Raw genomic sequence first — 16,327 nt, 5'->3', positions numbered from 1 at the left:
TGCGCCTACCCCCGCCACGTCCGTCCTATGGACCGAAGTACTCGGTCAGCCGCTGTAGGTGCCGGTCTCGTCGGCGACCCACTTGCCACCGGAGACCTTGTAGACGGTCAGCAGCTTGTTGGTGCTGTCGCCGTACTCGTCGAACTTGATCTCACCGGTCGCGCCCTGGCCGGAGTAGGCCTGGACGTTCTTGATGAGGTCGGCCCGCTTCGAGTCGCTCCAGTCGCCGCCCTCGACGGTCTTGGCCAGCGCGCCGATGATGGAGTTCGCGGCGTCGTAGGAGAAGGCGCCGTACGCGCTGAAGTCGTCCTTGAATGCCTTGGCCTTGTAGGCGTCGACGAACGCCTTGGCGGTGTCCAGGGTCTCGGTCGGGGCACCCACCGAGGTGGCGAGGTCACCCTCCTTGCCACCCAGCTCGATGAACTTCGGGTCGTAGATGCCGTCGCCGCCCATGACCGGGATGTTGAGCCCGGCGTCCTTCATCTGCTTGGACAGCGGACCCGCCTGCGGGTACTCGCCGCCGTAGTACACCGCGTCCGGCTGCGAGCCGGTGATGGTGCCGATGACGGTGGAGAAGTCGGTGTCGCGCTCGCCGACCTTGGCGGTGGCGGCGATCTTCGCGCCGTCCTTCTCGGCCTGCTTCTTGAACTCCGCCGCGAGGCCCTCACCGTAGGTCTTGCCGTCGGTGATGATCGCGATGTTCTTCTTGCCCGCCTTGCCGACCAGGTACTTGGCCGCGTAGGGGCCCTGGTTGTCGTCGGTGGCGCAGACGCGGAAGTAGTTGTCGAACTGCCGCTTGGGGGCGGTGCCGTAGTCGGCGCCGCGGGTCAGCGACGGGTTCGTGTTCGCAGGCGAGACCTGAACGATGCTCTTGTTCTTCAGGATCGGCTGCACGCTCTGCGCGACCGACGAGTTGAGCGTGCCCACCACGCCGACCACGTTGGCGTTGGAGGACAGGCGGGTCGCCGCCTGGGCGCCGACCTGCGCGGTGGCCTGGTCGTCCTCGGTCTGGACCGCGAGCTTGTAGCCCTTGACGGCGCACTTCTCGTTCGCCTGGTCGGCCGCGAGCTGAGCGGAGTTCTTGATGCCCAGGCCCAACGCGGACAGACCGCCCGACTGCGGCGCGATGACGCCGATGATCAGGGTGCCCTTGCTCTGGTCGCAGGATCCGCCGTTCCCCGAGGTGGCACCACCCGATTCGGTCTTGTTGGTGCCACATGCTGCGAGCAACAACGCACCGGCGACCAGGACCGCGGCCTTCACCGTCTGGTTTCGCACGTGATGTCCCTTCTCCGCTTACGTCCGGACGATGCGTGTAAGCACGCCGAACCTCGCCCTCATACCTGTTGGAGGGTTGCGCCGGAACGTAGTGACCGAATGCGATGGAGTCACGCACCTGGGGCCCTCGTGACCAGACTGCAACGAAAGTGAGCGGGTGTGTTCGCACTCCGGACATCGGGTGCGGAATCGGAAGGCGCGCGGGGTCTCGACTTCACAACGAGTTGTCACCTTGAGTCACGGGTGCGCCTAGGGTTTCGTGAGTGCGCCACCACAAAAGAGTGCTGGCCTGGGTGTTGGGCGCCGTCCTGCTGGGACTGGCGGTCGCGGTGCTGCGGGTGTCAGATGACGCACCGCAGTCGGCGGAGCCGTTACCTCCCCCGGTTTCCCGCCCGGAACGGGTGATCCGCTACGCCGCGCCCGACGTCGTGGCACCGCGGCCGGGCGCCGCGCCCAGTACTCCGCGTGACATCGCCGCAGCGGGCTCGCCGGGGCGGGCGAGGGTGTCGTGGGCGGCGGTGGACCGGGCGGCGGGCTACGAGGTCCGCTGGGACGGCGGCCGCAGGCTGGTGGCAACGGCGGACACCGAGATCAGCGGCCTGACCGACGGGCGCGCCTACCGGGTGGAGGTCCGCGCGGTCGACGCCTACGGGCGGACGTCCGAACCGGTAGCGGTGTCGGTGGTCCCGGGCCCGGGCGACACGTCGTGGCGGGCAGGCCTGACCGGTTTGCTCGACGACTTCCCGAACAACACGATCGAGTCGTCCTGGCACCTCTCCGGCTACCGGGGGTGCGTGGACCTCGGCGCGCGGTCACCCGGTGAGGTGGGACTGCCGATCGACCTGGGGTGTGGGTCCGACGAGGCCGTACTCCGCGCCCGCCAACCGATGCGACTGCCGGAGGACTCCACACAGGACGGTCGGGTCGCGGTGTCGACCGACGCGGCGGGACCGGGCGGGCGGCTGACGCTGGAACTGGTCCCGGGCCCGGCCGACCGGCTGAGCCCCACTCCCCCGCCGGGCGCGGTGCGAGCGGTGCTGGACGACGCGGGGGCACGGATCACCGGGGACAGGACCGTGACAGCACCCGCCCCCATTCGCGGCGCGGGTTCGTTGCACCTGGTGGAACTGAGGGTGACCCGCGATGGGGTGACCCTGCTGCAGGACGGTCGGGTGGTGGTGTCGGCACCGGGCGGGCCGAGGTGGCGGGAAGCGTCGGTGCTGATCGGGATGCGCGGACCGGAGGGGCGACGTTCCCGCGTGCACCTGGCGGCGGCGGGCTTCAGCGGACCACGCACCGCGGCGCCGCGAGTCGTGGAGTCCCCCGTCAACCTGGCGACCCGACAGGTGCTGGAGCCGTCGGCCGTGGCCCCCTCGGCAGGGATCGTGCGACGCCCCCTGACAGGCGCCACAGCGGCTCGGGTGGTGATCACGATGGCCACCTCCCCCGGCATGGACCTCGAGGCGGTGCGGGTGCAGTTGGGGACGGACCTCCTCGTGGCCCGACAGGCGGTACCCGGCGCGGTGGGAGTCGTGACGGTGCTGGCTGACATACCAGCCGGGCTGTTGGGGCCATCGGGGCCCGAGTCGCTGACCCCGTTCGTGGTGCGGGCACCGGGAGCGGGCGCGGGGGCGCTCGTGCAGGAGAGCTACCTGGAGATCACGTCTGGGGGCGCGGTCGACGTGCGGCCGTCGGGGGCGGCACGAACGCGGCCGGAGGCGGACGCACTACCGGTGGCGACAACGTCTCTTAGCGACTCAAGTGGAGCGCCCCGACTTACGGCGGGCGCGCGGTTAGTACTAACGGTGACGTTGAACGGCACGGCGGCGCAGTGGGATACGGGCGGATTGGAGGGGGTGCAGGGATTCCAAGTGTGGCTGGACGGCAGGTTGGCGGCGGGCCTACCGACAGCAGGGGCGGCAGGCGGGCGATACACCTTCGGACTCGGCGCGCTGCCGATGGGACCGCACGCGGCGGAGACACGGGTGTTCGGGGTGGCGGGCAGCCAGTCATCGACCCTGACCCCGTTCACAATCGAGTAGGGATCCCACGGGCCGGTCGTTCGCGTCACGCACGCGGTTGTCGGCGCGCAGGAGCTGTCAACGCGGTGCGTCGCACAGGTGTTGCCATCTGCGCGTTGTCGTCCGCACAGGTCGACACGCACGTGCAGTCGCGCAAGAGTGTTGCGGTCTGCCCATTCTTGCCCGCGCGGGTCGCCACGCAGGTGCGATACATGCGTGGCGACCCGCAAGTACCGTCGGCGCACTCGTCGAGCAAAGGGTCGCCACTCCCGCACTGATGTCCGCACAAGACGACGCGCACGCCCTCACCACTACGCGTCCCCCGAACGAGCCGCGACCCGCACGTCTCGTCCACGCGAGTCGACACGAAAGTGCCCTCCGCGCAGGACGTCACGCAGATGCCGTCCTGGCGTGAAGACCGCGAGTACCGTCGGCGCTTCTTGTCGAGCAAGGGCCGCTACGCCGTGCTGCTGTCCGCACAGGGCGACGCGTACACGCTCTCAGCGCGCGTCGAAGTAACGTGCCGCGATCTGTACGTCTTGTCCAACCGAGTGCACTCGGCGCGGCTCGTCACACGGATGCCGTCCTCGCGGGACGACCCGCGAGCGCGACTCGGTACGCAACTGTTCGCAAGTCGGAGTCGCCGTGTGCGGCCACAGATCAGTCAGACCTGCCCCACCGGCGCCATCCTCGGGGCTCAGGGGCCAGCAGGTCGCCCGCCGGTGGCGCTCGACGGTCCCCGAGTCAGGTGATGTTGTCCACGACCGCCTCGGCGACGGCCTTCATCGTGGTGCGCCGGTCCATGGCGGTCCGCTGGATCCACCGGAACGCCTCCGGTTCGCTGAGGCCCTGCTTGGCCATCAGCAGGCCCTTGGCCCGCTCGATCACCTTGCGGGTCTCCAGGCGGTCGGTGAGTCCGGCGACCTCGTTCTCCAGGGCCTGCAGCTCGGCGAAGCGGCTGACCGCCAACTCGATGGCGGGCACCAGGTCGTGCTTGGCGAACGGCTTGACCAGGTAGGCCATCGCCCCCGCATCCCGGGCCCGCTCCACCAGGTCCCGCTGGCTGAACGCGGTCAACATCACCACCGGCGCGATCCGCTCCCCCGCGATACTCGTGGCGGCGTCGATGCCGTCCATCTTGGGCATCTTGACGTCGAGGATCACCAGGTCGGGTCGCAACTCCCCGGCGAGCCGCACGGCCTCCTCGCCGTCGCCCGCCTCGCCCGCGACCTCGTAGCCCTCTTCGCGCAGCATCTCGACCAGGTCCAGCCGGATCAACGCCTCGTCCTCAGCCACCAGCACACGGCGCGGGGTGGGCTGGGCCTCGGCAGCCAGTTCGGTCACCGGGGTCCTCCTGTCGGTAGCGGCGGCAAAGCGGAGCCTGCAGACTACCGCCGCACCGCGGGCGACCACGGACCACCACAACGTGATCGCGCTGACATCACCCAACAGCCTGACACCTTCCGAACACCCCCCAAACCTGATCGCGTAGAGTCTCCGGCCGACGCCCCCGTAGCCCAACCGGCAGAGGCAACGGACTCAAAACCCGTCCAGTGTGCGTTCGAATCGCACCGGGGGCACGTACAGGACGCACACTCGTCCTGGCCTGCTGACTCCTGACACTCGCCCGCGTGGCTGACCTATGCGGTGTCCGCGCTGTGTGCGAGTTCGGAGATGGCGCTCAGGTCGTCGGCTGGCAGGGTGATCTTGAGGGTGGCTTCGTTGGTGGCGTGGTGGCCCCGGACCGTGAGGTGGTCAGATCGAACAATCGGTCGAGCAGCTCCTCTGGTGCGCCGGTCAGGGTGCTCGCCAGATGGGGCAGCGCGTCGAGCAAGGTCACTTGGTTGACACCGGGTCGGGCGGGCTCTTGTCGCTCGCGCGCGTCAAGTTGGACGATGCTGCCGCGTAGGGCTTGGCGTTCGGTGTCCAGGTCGTTGTAGCGCTGCCGCAGACCTTGGGTGAACGGGTCTCGGGGGTCTGCGTCCTCGGCTTGGCGCAGGGAGTTGTCCTGCTTGCGGGTGATGTCGGCAAGTTTGCTGCGCAGCAGCTGATCGTGCCGATCACGCTGGGCGCTGTCGTCGATCTGCGGGAGGTGGCGCAGGAACCCTTGGCGTCGCTGCTGTCCGAACACCCGCTCCGCGACGAAACTGTGCACAGCGTTGATGATCAGGTCCTCGCGCATGTAGACCGTGGCCGGGTGCCCTTCGTACTTGTCCGGCCTGCCCCTGTTGTTGTTCCCGGATGACAGCGGTAGTAGGTGACCCCGTTGCGCGGGTTGCCGGTCATGCTGCGACCGCACTCGCAGACCACCCGCCCGCGGAACCGATTGGTACGCGTGGCACGCGGGTCCTGCCCTAACACGCAGGCGGCGCGAGCCAGCACGGCAGCGCATGGCCGCTGTGCAGGCGACGGAGAGGGAACCAGCGCTGTTGTGCCACGTCCCAGCCAACTCGGGGGACGAGCGCCGACCTGCGGGGTCGACCACGCGGTTGGTCTCGGCGGCGGGATGGCGCCAGAGTCCGGCGCTGCCTGGCATTTGCAGGGTGGGTCATCTCGCGCAGCTCGGACCGGCCAGCGGTGCAGGTTGCTGCCGGCGCATGAGGTCGGTGTCCGGACAGGCCCGACAAGCTGGCTCCGCGGCAGCGGGAAGGTATCGCCCACTGTGCGCCGACGACCGGCGCGGCATCTGCTCGATGATCACCGAGCACGGGCGGGAGCGCAGGCGCTCGGCCGAGCCTGCCTACGCGCGCCTCACCACTGCGCTGGACCAGGCCGTCGAGGACCGGCCGTGGCCCAACTGGTCGCCCTGCTGCACTAGGAGACGACGAACTCCGCGCGGACGACCCAGCGCCAGCAGTCGTAGGTCACCGCGTAGCGGCCCGGTGTCGCGGTAGCGGGACCGGTGCCGGTCCTGCGGAAGGCTCGGCCACCGGTGCTACCGTCGCCCGCCTCACGCAGCGTGATCGAAGTGGCGAAGCCGGGCGAGGTGGCGGTGGGCGCGAGCGGAGGCGCCTCTGCGGGGCGCAAGCAGTAGATGTCCACCGTCACCGCCGCGTGTGTGGCGACCGGGTCGGGCGTGACGGCGATCTGCGACGGCCTGGTCGCCCCGGCCTGACTGGTGCCGACCAAGGTCAGGACGGCGGGAGGATCACCGCGGTGTGCGTGCGGTTCGCCTTCTCCCCGAGGGTGTCGACGAACCCCCAGGGAACACCACGCGAGCCCGATCGGTGGTCGTCTTGGCGCGTGATCCCCTGTCTGCCGCACCCCGACGCCGAAAATCAGCGCTCTCTCGCCCGTTACGCGCTGGTTGCGGGCGAATTTCCAAACCCCGCCCGTTCGCCTGACCGGTAGCGCCTGATTACCCCACCCAGGTTGTCCCACTACGAAATTCGAGTGACCTTCCAGGATCATCCTACCGATTTTTCCGAGCGGCCTGATATTCCTTGTCGGGTACCCGCTGAAAACCCACGAAGGAGCTCCATGCGCTCGCTCGTCAAAAGGCTGTTCGCCACCGCCGCCGCGGCCGCGGTGATCCCCGCGGCGATGGTCGTCTCGGCGTCCACCGCGTCGGCCGACACGCCGTACCGCTCGATCAGCACCCCCGCGGGCGCCATGTGCCTCGACATCCCCCGGGGGACCACCGACAACCACGTCGCGGTCCAGATCTACTACTGCAACGGCGGCACCAACCAGCAGTGGATCTACCGCCCGAGCTCCGTCCCCGGCTACGGCCAGCTGGTCAACGTGGCGAGCGGCAGCTGCGCGGACGTGCCGCGCAACGACCTCAACGACTTCGCCCCGGTCGAGCAGTACGTGTGCGGGCCGTCCTCGGCCAACCAGATGTGGAGCTTCGACCCCGCCTCCGGCCAGCTGCGCGCCCTGCACAGCGGCAAGTGCCTGACCATCAGCAGCTACGCCTACAAGAGCAAGACCTTCCAGTACACCTGCGGTATCGCCTACTCCCAGCGGTGGCAGCTCAACGTCTGATCCGTCGCGGGCCCGCCATGTCGATGGCGGGCCCGCGCGCCCCATTCGCCGATTCCCACGCGACCTTGACCCCCGTTCGGGGGTCTTTGTATTTCTGATGACCCCCGAACGGGGGTCACAATTCTAATGACCCCCGTTCGGGGGTCATGGTTCGCCGATGACCCCCGTTCGGGGGTCTTGTCTCCGGTCTGCGATATGTGACGAAGAGAGAAAACCGGGAATGGATGACTCTCTTTGCCCTGGCGCAAATGATCGGCCGATCAGCCGGCGAGCACGCGGCAACCGCCGTGGCGCGTCCCCAGCACCCACAGCGCCCGCAGGCACCGCCGGCAGGCGCGGGTGATCCACCTGGCCGAGCCGCCCGAGCAGGGGCGCGCCGGTGACCGGGGTCCGCCCAGGACGGCGGCCAGGCCGGGCTGGAGCGACGATCATGACCAGACCGAGGCCGGCGCGGTTGAAGCGTGACGGTGACTGACCGTGATCACCACACAGGGCCACTGACGTTGGGACGAGGACGGCAAGCCCGGCGCACCCGATAGCCAGACGTCGCCGCTCGGCACTGGGCTTGTCATCCATCACCCGGTTCGCTGACCAGGGACCGGGCTGGACGGGATGACGGGCCAGGTGACTCCGCCGACCGGGGTGGACCGGTCGCACAGCGGGGACACAGGCCTGGAAGGCGCTCAGGTCCGGGGCGGATCGTTCCGCACTGGAACCCCTGACCCGAGAGCACACCCTGCGCGAGACGAGAACACGACCACGGACGGACGCAACAGCCACCGAGCAGCTGCCCGCCTCCGCCGCGGTCGAACCCCGGCCCGCGACCGCCGATCCCCCCACCGCCGCCGCCAGTCCCGCCGAAGGCTCCGGTCCAGCCCGCCCGGCGGGGTGGGCGCGAGGTGAATCGCGCGGTCCTCGCCGGAGTGGCGGCCAGGCTTGGGATGGCCCTGCCGAGGACGTCCAACGCCGCGAGCGCCGGTGTCACGAGCGCGTTCGCCACGCACTGGACCGTCAGCCTGATCACCGGCTCGCCCGCGCTGCCGGACAACCGCGTGGTCACCCTGAACCTGGTCACCCTGGCGACCGAGTTCCTGCCGGGCCCCGACACCTCGCTCCCCCATTGCCCTACCTGTCGGTGAGCAGCGCGCCGTCCGGGCGTGCAACTCTTGTGCGCGCGGGTCGCCTGCCGCGTCGAGCAGGGTGATCGCCTCCTCCAGCAGGGCTCGGGCCCGGACGAGGTGCCCACCAGGGAGCGTGCCACGGTGTCCAGGGCGTCGGCCAGGTACCGATCGGTGACCGGGGTCCGCCGGTACAGCTCGATCGACCGTTCACCGTGGTCGATGGCACTTTCGTTGCCTCCCAGCCCTTGGCACGCGACGGCGAGGTTGTGCAGGGCGTACGCGATGCCCGCGCTCTCGCCGCTTCCGTGCGAAGCGCCAACTCCCGCTCGGCGTGGCGGGAGGCGGCCTCGTGGTCACCGAGCTCGGCGTCGATCCGGCTCAGGTTCGACTCCACCACGGCCTCCACGTAGCCGGACCCGCGGACCATCGGCAAGGCGCGCTCGCACTGGACCCGAGCCACTGCGAAGCGTTGCGGCACAGCATCTGAGCGGTGTCCGCCCGCCTCCGCAACAGGACAACCTCAGCGGTCCGGTCCCCGATGGCCCGGGCGGCGGCCAGACCGGCGGTCTCGACGCGCAACCGCTGCGGCCAGAACGACCGCGGTCGCAGGACCAGCGATCTCGACGCGGTGGCGAACGCGACGACCAGGTGGTGCCTGCCGTCGGCTACCGCGAGGTCCAGCGCCGCGAGGACGGAGTGATCGACGTAGCACCACGACCACGCCGGCACCCGGTCTGCAAAGGCTGCGGGACACTCGACTGCCCCAAGTGGACATCAAGCCAGGACCTGGAAGTCCACTCAGCCACAAGGACTTGGCTAGCCGCAATGGGCTACAAGCCGCACATCTAGCCCCGGCCGCCGACGGACCCGACGACCAGTATCGCTTCGACGGAGCATGGTGCAACTGGTCTGCGGTCCGCCAGGTGGATCCGGACGGTTCGTTGTGTGGTTGTCCGGATCCACTTGGCGGAATCGGGGTCACTGGAGGTCTGAAGAGGTGTGACAGCTGCTCGTTGCCGATGGCCGAGCAGACCTCTCACCGCCCGCTTCCGTTCGTCCCTGCTCCGGGGGCGGACGGAAGCGGACTCAGTTGCAGCCGGTGTACTGCAGCGCGGCGTCGGCCATGTTCCTTGTGTAGCCGTTCCAGAACACCCTGGTGTTCCCACCTGAGGTGCCCCCGGTGGGCCCATCGATGGTGTTGCCGTAGTGGAGCGCGGCCACCGGGTTGCCGTAGTCGTCGTAGATGCCTGCTTCGCTCCAGACGACCGTGAAGTGGCTCACGGAGCACGGGATGGCTACCGCCTGAGCCGTTCCGGCGCCGACGACCCCGGTCAGAGCGAACGCGCACGCGGCGACGATCGCAGCGATCTTTCGCATGGATCCCCCTTCTCGGTCGCGCAGCACCCGCAGCGATGTTGCGCATTTACTCGATCAGTCAACATGTTGACAATCCTTGGCTGACTTCAAGTTACGTACGTCGTACCGAGTGGGGTATCCCCCGTCCGGGTGCTCTCCCCAGGAGCGCGAGCGCGCCTCACGGCGGCCTCGACAACCACCTACCTCCAAACACCGACGGACACCGGCGACTTCGGTCGGACGAGACAATTCGGGAGAAGTGGACGAGTGAGCCGACGTGCTGTCGCTCTTGCCGCAGCCGTTCCTGGCCCCGGACGCGGCGGTGTTGATGGTCGAGTCGACGGTGTACCGGTCGATCAGGGGATCCGCCAGTGTTCCTGGCGTCCTGGCTGTTCCCCGAACCAGCGATGGGGTCGGAGGATCCGTCCTGGCTGGGCTGCTGGTCGGGACGTGGTCGGTGTTCGGGGAAAGCGGCAAGTGGATCGGCGTCACAGCGGTCCTTGGTCCTGACCATCAGCGGGGCCAGCCGGGACGTGATGCTGCTGGACCGGCTCATCGAGACCGCGCCGGGCGCGGTGCTGGGCACGCTGATCAACACCCTGGTACTGCCGCCGACCTATGAACGCCGGGCCCGCGAGGCGACCGCGGAACTGCACGCGGTGCTGCTGCCCGTCCGGCTGGCGCTCGACGCCCTCACCCGCTAGTCGCCCACCCGGCTGCTCTCGGTGTCCACCTTCGCTGGTTCACCGGGCAGAGACGGCGACCAGGGTGCTCACGTCGGTGTCGGGGTCGGTGGTCAGGCTCATTCGGTCGGTGATCTCGCGCATCACCCGCAGCCCGTCGACCGAGCCGGGAACGCGCCCGTCGTCGGTCCAGGCGAGGTGGTCCCTCGCGGTCAGCACGAGGACCTCGGAGTCCACGTGCAGCGTCACCGTCGCCTCCGCGGACCCACCACCCCGGCGAGCGCGCAGGTGGTCGACGGCACTGCTCAACGCCTCACTCGCGGCCCACACCACGTCATGGCGGGCGTGGTGGCCGATCTTGCAGTCGGCCCACCCGCGCACCCGGGCACGGATCATGGCCAACTGCTCGACCCGCACCGGAACCGTCGCGGTGAACACCGCCCACTCGACCATGGTCATACCCGCCTGAATGCCCCACCTCCGCCCTTTCACGCCCCACTGTCGCGAACCGGACGGAACACACCCGGCGACGAATCTGTCGCGGGGCCCTCGATGGCGCGATTGGGTCGAGGCGTGAGGGAGCGCCAACTCCCGCCCACCAGGACACCCACACCGAGAACGGCGTGGTCGTCGTGTCTGCGTGCGGCGAAATCGACTCGGGCACGGTGGCCGACCTGGTCGAGCAGTCGACCCAGACGATCGAGCAGGCCGCGCAGACTGGAGCGGACCTAGTGCTGGTGGACCTGTCCGGCACCACCTTCCCGGGATCGGCGGCGGAGCCAGCTGCCCTGATGGAGGCCACCTCTTCCGCACGGGATGCGGGCGTGGAGCTACGGGTGATCATCGGGAGCGCACACGCCGCGCTTCGCGCTGGGACGCGGCGAGTCCTGACCCGCCCAGAGACACCGGATGCCCAGGATCACCGAAACCTCACCGTTTCATGGTCCTGCTTGTCCTGGTGTCATCGTCGTTCGGTGCGGTGGCACAGTTGTCTCCGTAGCACAATCCCACGATGGTGTTGATTGTGTGCAGGTCGAGGGAATTAGAGACAGAGACAAGGTCGGGGTCCGGGTCGGCAGACGCGCCCGGCGCACCGACGAAGAGGGCGAGAACCACGGTGGAGGTGACGCCGAGCAGCTTGATCACACGGGACATGGGATGCCACTTTCGGAAGAACCCGTTGGGACTCCAGAGGTCTACCGAACCCCGCCGCCCGGTTCCACCTGTGCGACCCGTTAGGCAACAGATTCATCCGTTCAGGTCGCGAGCGCACCCGCGCCCTCCGTCTGACACGGAGCCCCGGGTTCCTTCGCGGGAGCCACGTTCGCCGCGTTTGACCAATAGGTTGCCTGCGGGTAGTCCTGTTCCCTCTGGCCAGTGGCACGATCGGCAACTCCTGGGGTCAAGCGGTCGCAGGTTCGCGAAGGCCGGCCCGAGTGGTGTTCGGGCCGGCCTTCGAGCCGGGTCGGCTGCCGGGTTTCCGACCCCGGATCTACGGATCGGGGAAGGTCGTGGGGTTCGGCGGGCCGGTGTCAGGAGATGGTGAAGACCGATGCCCATTTCTGGCTGGTCGAGGTGGCGGAGGCGGTGTTGGCGGTGACGGCCTGGCCCGCGGTCGCGTTGCCGTCCAGGGAGAATCCGGTGGCGGGGTTGGTGAGGGTGTAGGTGCCGACGCTGTTGCGTGTGACCTGCCAGCGCTGGTTGGCGGCACCGAGGTTGACGGCCTGCAGGAGGACCTGGCCGCCCGCGGTGGTCGGTGCGGTCAGGTAGAGCGGGACCAGGCAGCTGTCGTAGATCCGCACGGTGCCGTCGCCGTTGGCGGTGAACTTCCAGCGCTGCGAGGCGCGGGAGGTGTCCAGCGCGGCGAACTCGGCCACCGACTGGAGGACGACGTTGCAGGTCCCGCCGTGCTGCAGGGCGACGCCGCCGCCGTTGCTGAGCGCGTGGTAGGCGTTGTCGTCGACCACGGTGGGGCCGTAGTTGACGGCGTGCGAGTCCAGTGCGGTCAGTGCGGCGCCGGTGGTGGACAGCGGTGGTGTGGCGGTGGGGCGGACGTTGGTGAACCAGTCGGCGAAGGTCGCGGGGGTGTTCGCGGCCAGGGTCTTGATGGTGCGGTCCCAGCTGCCGTCGACCTGGTTCCACAGTTGGAGCAGCGAGCCGGCCACGTTGCCCTGCACGTGGTCGCCGGTGTGCCACCCCGCGGCGGCGGTGAGCGGGTAGGAGAAGCCGTTCGGGAACACGTAGCGGTTGTCGCCCAGCAGGTAGGCCGCCACGGCGTCGCCGAAGCCCTCGGTCCAGGCGCAGGTGGCTGAGGACGCTTTCTCGATGTAGTGCGGGTTGCAGTCGGTGACAGTCGGGAACGTGCTGTTGTACAACCGGTTCTGGAAGAAGTGGCCCGTCTCGTGCAGCACGGTGTGCTCGGAGTCAGGGTCGGCATCGGCCAGGTGCACGGTGTTGGCCAAGTCGTAGTACGGGCCGTCGGCGGACCCGGTCTGCCACCGCACCGTCAGCGTGGTGCAGGTCGCGGCGGTGGTCTCGGCAGTCGTCCAGCACGGGGTGGTCGAGTTCGCGCGGCGCGTCCAGAGCAGGTTGACGGTGTCGAAGGCATGCCAGGCGCGGGCCGCGGCGGTCGGTTTGACCACGCCGAGCGCGACGCTCGCCGACACGTTCGTCTGCGTCGGCGTGGTGTGGGTGTAGACCGTGCCTGCGGAGTCGGCGACGCGCCACACCTGGTTGTTACGGGTGGCGAAGCGCACGAACAAGTGGTCCATCGTGGTGGTGGTGACCGGGGTGTGGCAGAGGGTGAACGAGCCGTCGGCCGCACCGGTCAACTGGGTGTCGGCGTTGAGCTTGTGGTCGGTGTCGGTCGACTTCTCCCGGCCCCAGAGCTCGACCGAGGCGTTGCGAGCGGCCCTGGTCAGGGTCGGCTTGGCCGTGCCCGCCTCGGCGGACTGGTAATCGAACTGGAGGTTGCCGCTCAGACAGATCGGCGTCGCGGCGGAGGCGACACCCGCCGAGAGCGGCACGATGACGCCCGCGGCGAGCACCACCGGTGCCAGCAGGCGGAGCAGGAAGGTAGGCCGGATTGACATGATCGTCCTTCCGAAAATGTCGTGGTCGGTCGACGCTTCGGATATGACCTGTCCGCTGGGAACGTCGACGTCTGCGCAGCGTGCACGCAATCATGATCACGTCACAAGCCCCACCCGAAGGAAGTCACCCGAAGAGGCGCGCCACACGCACTGTCGGTATGCGTCGCCCACAACCAGGACCGCACTATTCGAGAAACACCAGAGTCCTCATACCCTGTGCCATCGAATGCGGTCCGCCCCCGATCGCGGGCATGTGACGCGCCGACCGCCCCTTCGGGCGCTTGGTCCGGCAACGGCGGCACCGCGCCCAGTGCAGACCCGGGGACGCCCGCAGGTGGATGCTCGCCCGTGGTCGAGAGGTTCCCTCCGGGGAAGACCGCCGGGCCGTCGCGGGGAGCCCGACCGGGGTCAGTGCGGATCGGTGCGGCCCGGTAGCTGATGCGGACGTACTCGGCCTCGACCGGGAATTCGTAGGTGCCGTACGGGTTGACGTGTTCCATCAGCGCCGGGCAAATGCGCGAGTAGGTGGTCAATCCGGCCGCGCGGCGGCTTGGCCATCCGCTTGTGGCCGTCCTGACCACTCCCCTCGGGCCGGCCCGAAGTTTCCAGTTCGGCAGGAAGGTGAGGTGAACTCGGCGCCTGGATCGATCCTCAGAGGTAGTCGGGCATCCGACGGCGTGCCTCGAACGTTGTCGATTTCGGGGTTCAATGAAAGATCACTCCATCGTGGACGTTTGATCCTCCATCATCCCCGTTCGAGGGATATCCGCTACGGCGCAGACCCTGAAAGCTTGCCGACTGGCGCCAGTCCGCGCCCCAGTCGATGCGTTGCCTGCAGAAGAGGAACCCATGAAGGTCCTTGTGAAGCCCACCCGTGCACGGGTCGGTGTCCGCGCGTTCGGTCCCCACCGCGCACTTCCCGTCGCGGTGGCGGTGGTGCTGGCCGTGTTCGTCCCCGCGTTGCCCGCGTCGGCCAGTCCCAGCAACTGCACCGTGAACGGCGCCACGCAGAGCGGGACCGTCATCAACGGCACCCCCGGCGACGACACCATCGTCTGCGCCAACGGGATCAACAGCGGAACCACCGTCAACGGCTTGGACGGCAACGACACCGTCACCACCAACAACAACATCGGCGTCGTCAACGGCGGAGCCGGCCACGACACGCTCACCCTCACCAGCCTCAACTACGGCACCGCCAACGGCGGCGACGGGGACGACAAGATCTCCACCCCGGACAACGCCAAGACGCCGTACGTGACCGGCATCATCCACGGCGACCTCGGCAACGACACCCTCACCGTCACCGCGAACAGCGGCATCAACAGCAGCACCATCTACGGCGACGCCGGGGACGACACCATCAAGGTCCGCACCAACTACATCAAGACCGGACAAATCCTCGGCGGCACCTGAGTCGACACGATCACCGTCGACAACAACGAGGGCTCCGTCCACGGCAACGAGGACAACGACGTCCTCACGGTCACCCAGACCACCAACACCAGCACCCCCAAACCCACCACCTTCGGTGACGCCGGGAACGACACCATCAAGATCTCCCGCGACCTCGGCACCGTCAACGGCGGCGCCGACGGCGACACCATCACCGTCGACGAGTTCCACCGCTACGGCACCGTCGACGGCGGCCCCGACACCGACAACTGCCTCGTCAAACACATCTCCGACCCCTCCGGCGCCAAGATCCTCAACTGCAACCCCTAGTCCGGTCGAACACCGCGGTCCGCCGGCAGACCGCCGGCTCGGCAAGGCCCAGCAGACGGCAGGCTCAGGCGGTGAAAGCATTGCTTCGAGGAGTTGGGTGAATACCTCGCTGGGCTTCTTCCAGCCATGGGTCTTACGGGGTCGGTCGTTGATCTCCGCTGCGATCGCGGCCAGGTAGGTCGGGTCGTTGGTGATCTCGACGCCCTTGGGTAGGTGCTCGCGGACGATGCGGTTGAGGTTCTCGTTGCTGCCACGTTCCCACGGCGAGTGCGGGTGGGCGAAGTACACCGGCAGCCCGGTGGCGGTGACTTCCTTGTGCAGGGCCATTTCCGTACCGCGGTCCCACGTCAACGACCGCTTGACCGTCGCCGGGAGCCCACCGACTGCGGAGATGACGGCCTGGGTGCGGCGTCAGCGAGTCCCGACCGGTGAGCGGGACCAGGATGAGGAACCGGCTGGTGCGCTCCACCACGGTCGCGACCGCCGACGTGCCGTCCTTGCCGATCACGAGGTCCCTATTCCCAGTGACCGCGCACTGCCCGGCCTTCGACGTCGTCGGGGCGCTCGTCGAGGTAACGGGGCTCACGGATCCGCGGCGCCGGCGTCGGTCGTGGACCGGTGCGTCGGGTCCGTCCGGTGCGTAACGTGACCAGCTCCCGGCGCAGGGTCGCGACCGGTTGGGCGTAGACCCACTGGTGGATGGCCTCGTGACTCACCCGGCAAGGGTCCCCGACCCGATGGTCGTATGCCAACCGGCCCGCGATCGAGGCCGGTGACCAGCCCAGAGGCAACAACGACCACACCCGTGTCGGTGTCCGAGCCGACCGGTCGCCCGCCATCACCTTTGGCCGGGACCGATCCACCGCCGCGGCGGCCTCAGCCGACACCGCCCAGTAGGCGTCCCGGCCACCGTGACGGGCCACCTCACGTGAGACAACCGACGGATCACGACCGATCCGCACTGCGATGTCCTTATATTCCAACAGCTCCACCAGGCCGCGGGAGATCTCCTCCCGATCAGCCAAGGTCAACATCCTGCGCACGACAGGGAATCCTTCCCCACC

13 protein-coding genes, 1 tRNA gene and 1 pseudogene are annotated in these 16,327 nt (G+C 68.6%); 6 read left to right on the top strand and 9 right to left on the bottom strand.

Annotation, left to right across the window (positions count from 1 at the left end):
• Nucleotides 1–45: 45 nt before the first annotated feature.
• Complete coding sequence (locus QSK30_RS01725) at nucleotides 46–1,278, bottom strand: branched-chain amino acid ABC transporter substrate-binding protein (protein WP_285498950.1); 1,233 nt, start codon at nucleotides 1,276–1,278, stop codon at nucleotides 46–48.
• Nucleotides 1,279–1,541: 263 nt separating this feature from the next.
• On the opposite strand from QSK30_RS01725, the gene QSK30_RS01720 reads away from it, so the two are divergent.
• Nucleotides 1,542–3,320 (top strand): amino acid adenylation domain-containing protein, encoded by a 1,779-nt coding sequence (locus QSK30_RS01720; RefSeq protein WP_285498949.1) that lies wholly within the window; start codon nucleotides 1,542–1,544, stop codon nucleotides 3,318–3,320.
• A 723-nt stretch (nucleotides 3,321–4,043) separates the two neighbouring features.
• Here QSK30_RS01720 and QSK30_RS01715 read toward each other — a convergent pair.
• Complete coding sequence (locus QSK30_RS01715) at nucleotides 4,044–4,643, bottom strand: ANTAR domain-containing response regulator (protein WP_285498948.1); 600 nt, start codon at nucleotides 4,641–4,643, stop codon at nucleotides 4,044–4,046.
• A 162-nt stretch (nucleotides 4,644–4,805) separates the two neighbouring features.
• On the opposite strand from QSK30_RS01715, the gene QSK30_RS01710 reads away from it, so the two are divergent.
• Nucleotides 4,806–4,879 (top strand) — tRNA-Leu (locus tag QSK30_RS01710).
• Nucleotides 4,880–4,980: 101 nt separating this feature from the next.
• On the opposite strand, the gene QSK30_RS01705 is transcribed toward QSK30_RS01710, so the two are convergent.
• Complete coding sequence (locus QSK30_RS01705; protein WP_285498947.1) at nucleotides 4,981–5,598, bottom strand: hypothetical protein; 618 nt, start codon at nucleotides 5,596–5,598, stop codon at nucleotides 4,981–4,983.
• Nucleotides 5,599–6,113: 515 nt separating this feature from the next.
• Entirely contained in the window at nucleotides 6,114–6,428 is a 315-nt protein-coding gene (locus QSK30_RS01700) for a hypothetical protein (RefSeq protein WP_285498946.1), read from the bottom strand.
• Nucleotides 6,429–6,779: 351 nt separating this feature from the next.
• On the opposite strand from QSK30_RS01700, the gene QSK30_RS01695 reads away from it, so the two are divergent.
• Both QSK30_RS01695 and QSK30_RS01690 read left to right on the top strand, forming a co-directional pair.
• Nucleotides 6,780–7,286 carry an RICIN domain-containing protein gene (locus QSK30_RS01695; RefSeq protein WP_285498945.1) on the top strand — a complete coding sequence of 169 codons (507 nt, stop codon included), beginning with the start codon at nucleotides 6,780–6,782 and terminating at the stop codon, nucleotides 7,284–7,286.
• A gap of 899 nt (nucleotides 7,287–8,185) precedes the next feature.
• A complete protein-coding gene (locus QSK30_RS01690; RefSeq protein WP_285498944.1) occupies nucleotides 8,186–8,425 on the top strand; it encodes a hypothetical protein in 240 nt (79 codons plus the stop codon).
• A gap of 1,068 nt (nucleotides 8,426–9,493) precedes the next feature.
• Here QSK30_RS01690 and QSK30_RS01685 read toward each other — a convergent pair.
• On the bottom strand, nucleotides 9,494–9,784 hold the full coding sequence (locus QSK30_RS01685) for a hypothetical protein (RefSeq protein WP_285498943.1): 291 nt from the start codon (nucleotides 9,782–9,784) through the stop codon (nucleotides 9,494–9,496).
• 479 nt (nucleotides 9,785–10,263) lie between these two features.
• On the opposite strand from QSK30_RS01685, the gene QSK30_RS01680 reads away from it, so the two are divergent.
• Entirely contained in the window at nucleotides 10,264–10,467 is a 204-nt protein-coding gene (locus QSK30_RS01680) for an aromatic acid exporter family protein (protein WP_285498942.1), read from the top strand.
• A gap of 39 nt (nucleotides 10,468–10,506) precedes the next feature.
• Here QSK30_RS01680 and QSK30_RS01675 read toward each other — a convergent pair whose 3' ends face one another.
• The 3 genes from QSK30_RS01675 to QSK30_RS01665 all read right to left on the bottom strand — a co-directional run bounded on the left by QSK30_RS01675 (nucleotide 10,507) and on the right by QSK30_RS01665 (nucleotide 13,538).
• Nucleotides 10,507–10,905: an ATP-binding protein gene (locus QSK30_RS01675; RefSeq protein ID WP_285498941.1), complete on the bottom strand. Its 399-nt coding sequence runs from the start codon at nucleotides 10,903–10,905 to the stop codon at nucleotides 10,507–10,509.
• 471 nt (nucleotides 10,906–11,376) lie between these two features.
• Entirely contained in the window at nucleotides 11,377–11,592 is a 216-nt protein-coding gene (locus tag QSK30_RS01670; protein WP_285498940.1) for a hypothetical protein, read from the bottom strand.
• A 386-nt stretch (nucleotides 11,593–11,978) separates the two neighbouring features.
• The gene (locus QSK30_RS01665) at nucleotides 11,979–13,538 is read right to left on the bottom strand and encodes an RICIN domain-containing protein (protein ID WP_285498939.1); all 1,560 of its coding nucleotides are present in this window, start codon (nucleotides 13,536–13,538) and stop codon (nucleotides 11,979–11,981) included.
• 849 nt (nucleotides 13,539–14,387) lie between these two features.
• Between QSK30_RS01665 and QSK30_RS01660 the strand changes: the two genes are divergently transcribed.
• Nucleotides 14,388–14,954 carry a hypothetical protein gene (locus tag QSK30_RS01660; RefSeq protein ID WP_285498938.1) on the top strand — a complete coding sequence of 189 codons (567 nt, stop codon included), beginning with the start codon at nucleotides 14,388–14,390 and terminating at the stop codon, nucleotides 14,952–14,954.
• Between the two features lie 381 nt (nucleotides 14,955–15,335).
• Here the strand turns inward: QSK30_RS01660 and QSK30_RS37115 are convergent.
• Nucleotides 15,336–16,297, bottom strand: a pseudogene (locus tag QSK30_RS37115) (IS30 family transposase); the annotation flags it as partial.
• Nucleotides 16,298–16,327: the final 30 nt, after the last annotated feature.

This window comes from Actinokineospora sp. NBRC 105648 (genome assembly GCF_030269645.1).
Lineage (GTDB): Bacteria > Actinomycetota > Actinomycetes > Mycobacteriales > Pseudonocardiaceae > Actinokineospora.
This window is presented reverse-complemented; position numbering and strand designations above follow the sequence as displayed.

Excerpts from the sequence above, each read along its gene's own strand:
- QSK30_RS01665 (WP_285498939.1), bottom strand. The coding sequence starts at position 13,538 with ATGTCAATCCGGCCTACCTTCCTGCTCCGCCTGCTGGCACCGGTGGTG.
- QSK30_RS01660 (WP_285498938.1), top strand. The coding sequence starts at position 14,388 with ATGAAGGTCCTTGTGAAGCCCACCCGTGCACGGGTCGGTGTCCGCGCG.
- QSK30_RS01695 (WP_285498945.1), top strand. The coding sequence starts at position 6,780 with ATGCGCTCGCTCGTCAAAAGGCTGTTCGCCACCGCCGCCGCGGCCGCG.
- QSK30_RS01675 (WP_285498941.1), bottom strand. The coding sequence starts at position 10,905 with ATGACCATGGTCGAGTGGGCGGTGTTCACCGCGACGGTTCCGGTGCGG.
- QSK30_RS01685 (WP_285498943.1), bottom strand. The coding sequence starts at position 9,784 with ATGCGAAAGATCGCTGCGATCGTCGCCGCGTGCGCGTTCGCTCTGACC.